Genomic DNA, 2,640 nt, shown 5'->3' with positions numbered 1-2,640 from the left:
GGGCTTCATCCAGTGCGGCGTCTCCACCGGCCTTGCCGGCTTTTCGGCGCCGGACGACAAGGGTGACTGGCAAGGCATCGATGCGGATTTCTGCCGCGCTGTCGCGGCCGCCGTCTTTGGTGACGGCTCCAAGGTCAAGTTCACGCCGCTCAGCGCCAAGGAGCGGTTCACCGCGCTGCAGTCGGGCGAGATCGACATCCTGTCGCGCAACACCACCTGGACCATCAACCGCGATACGGCGCTTGGCCTGAACTTCATCGGCGTCACCTACTATGACGGCCAGGGTTTCATGATCAACGCCAAGAAGCTGCCGGGCGTCAATTCGGCCCTGCAGCTTTCGGGCGCGGCCGTCTGCGTGCAGAGCGGCACCACCACCGAGCTGAACCTCGCCGACTACTTCAAGGCCAACAAGATGGAGTACAATCCCGTCGTCTTCGAGAAGCTGGAAGAGGTCAACGCCGCCTATGATGCCGGCCGCTGCGACGTCTACACCACCGATCAGTCGGGCCTCTACGGCATCCGCCTGACGCTGGGAGCGCCGGCCGACCACGTCGTGCTGCCCGAGATCATCTCCAAGGAGCCGCTCGGACCGGCCGTTCGCCAGGGCGACGACCAGTGGTATCACATCGTCAAGTGGACCTATTTCGCGCTGCTGCAGGCTGAAGAGCTCGGCATCACCAAGGCCAATGTCGAGGAGATGAAGAACTCGGCAAGCCCCGAGATCAAGCGCGTGCTCGGCCAGGAAGCCGATACCAAGATCGGCACCGATCTCGGCGTCTCCAATGACTGGGTGGTCAACATCGTCAAGGCCGTCGGCAATTATGGCGAAATGTTCGAGCGCAATGTCGGCTCGGGCAGCCCGCTGAAGATCGCGCGCGGCATCAACGCGCTGTGGACCAAGGGCGGCCTGCAATACGCGCCGCCGATCCGCTGATCGAAATGTGATCCGGGAGGCAGATCATCTGCCTCCCGGTTTCTCTTTCCAGGGACGGTCGAATGGCATCGCAGGAAGTACTTCGCGAGGAGCCCAGCCGCGGTTCCTTCATCAACGATCCGAAAATCCGGGGCATATTCTTCCAGGTGCTGGTCGTCGTGCTGCTGGTGGCGGGCGTCTGGTGGATTGCCCACAACGTCATCGACAACCTGACGCGGCTGCGCATCGCTTCAGGCTTCGGCTTCCTCAAGGGCCGCGCCGGCTTCGACATCAGCGAGAGCGCGATCGCGTATTCGTCGGATTCGACCTATGGCCGCGCGATTCTGGTCGGCCTCATCAATACCTTGATCGTCGCCATCGTCGGCATCATCACCGCGACAATCATTGGCTTCGTCATCGGCATCGGCCGGCTCTCGCAGAACTGGCTGATCAGGAAGATCTGCACGGTCTATGTCGAGGTTTTCCGCAACATCCCGCCGCTGCTGGTCATCTTCTTCTGGTATTCCGGCGTGCTGGCCGTGCTGCCGGCGCCGCGCGACAGCATCGGTTTGCCGTTCGGCTCCTTCCTCAACCAGCGCGGTTTTTATTTCCCACGCGCCGTATGGGGCGACGGCTCATGGCTGATCTTCGTCGCCCTGCTCGTCGGCATCGCCATGGCGTGGTTCGTCGCGCGCAAGGCGCGGCAACGGCAGATGGCGACCGGCCAGCAATTTCCAGTGTTTTGGACGTCCACCGCGCTGATCGTCGGGCTTCCGCTGCTCGCCTATGCGCTGAGCGGCTTTCCCCTGAGCTTCGACTACCCGAAGCAGTCGACTTTCAACCTGACCGGCGGCTTCCAGGTCCGGCCGGAGTTCCTGTCGCTTTATCTGGCGCTGTCCTGCTATACCGCCGCCTTCATCGCCGAGATCGTGCGCGCCGGCATCAGGGGTGTCAGCGCGGGCCAGACGGAAGCTGCCGGTGCGTTGGGCTTGCGGTCCGGATCGATCCTGCGGCTGGTCGTCGTGCCGCAGGCCATGCGCATCGTCATTCCGCCGCTGACCAGCCAGTATCTCAACCTGACCAAGAACTCGTCGCTGGCTATCGCCATCGGCTATCCGGACCTGACGGCGACCGCCGGGACGGTGCTGAACCAGACCGGGCAGGCCGTCGAGGGCGTGGTGATCATGATGGTGATCTACCTCGCCATCAGCCTCCTGACCTCGCTTGTGATGAACTGGTTCAACGCCAAGATGGCGCTGGTGGAGAGGTGAGGTAAGGACATGCAAGAACATGATATGTCCTGGGTGCGCACCGAAATGGTGCTGGCGCAGCCGGCGCCCGCCAGCGTCACCGGCCTCGGCGCATGGGTGCGCAAGAACTTGATCGCTTCTGCCGGCGACACCATTTTGACGATCGTCGGCATCGCCCTGGTGGCGATGATCCTGCCGCAAATCACCAATTGGGCGTTCATCAACGCCGTGTGGACGGGACCGGACCGGACCGTATGCGCCACGGTGGCGCAGGGCGGCATCCAGCCGGACGGCTGGACTGGCGCCTGCTGGGCTTTCGTCAACGCCAAATTCGGCCAGTTCATGCTCGGCCGCTATCCCATCGAGGAGCGCTGGCGGCCGATCCTGGTCGCTATCCTGTTCGTGGCGCTGCTGGTGCCGATGCTTATCCCGAAGGTGCCGCGCAAAGGGCTGAATGCGGTGCTGCTGTTCTTCGTG

Annotated in this window: 2 protein-coding genes and 1 pseudogene; all 3 read left to right on the top strand. The window is 63.1% G+C overall.

Annotated features, from left to right (window positions below; translation table 11 throughout):
* A partial coding sequence (locus EN984_RS30375) for an amino acid ABC transporter substrate-binding protein (RefSeq protein ID WP_164765753.1) occupies positions 1-934 on the top strand: 934 nt, incomplete at its 5' end.
* A 62-nt stretch (positions 935-996) separates the two neighbouring features.
* Entirely contained in the window at positions 997-2,184 is a 1,188-nt protein-coding gene (locus tag EN984_RS30370) for an amino acid ABC transporter permease (RefSeq protein WP_127268987.1), read from the top strand.
* Positions 2,185-2,193: 9 nt separating this feature from the next.
* Positions 2,194-2,640, top strand: a pseudogene (locus tag EN984_RS30365) (amino acid ABC transporter permease); the annotation flags it as partial.

Origin of the sequence: Mesorhizobium sp. M7A.F.Ca.CA.004.12.1.1 (assembly GCF_003997835.1) — a bacterium.
In the GTDB taxonomy this organism is placed as follows: Bacteria; Pseudomonadota; Alphaproteobacteria; order Rhizobiales; family Rhizobiaceae; genus Mesorhizobium.
Note: the sequence above shows the minus strand (reverse complement) of the source record. Positions and strands in the feature narration are given on the sequence as shown.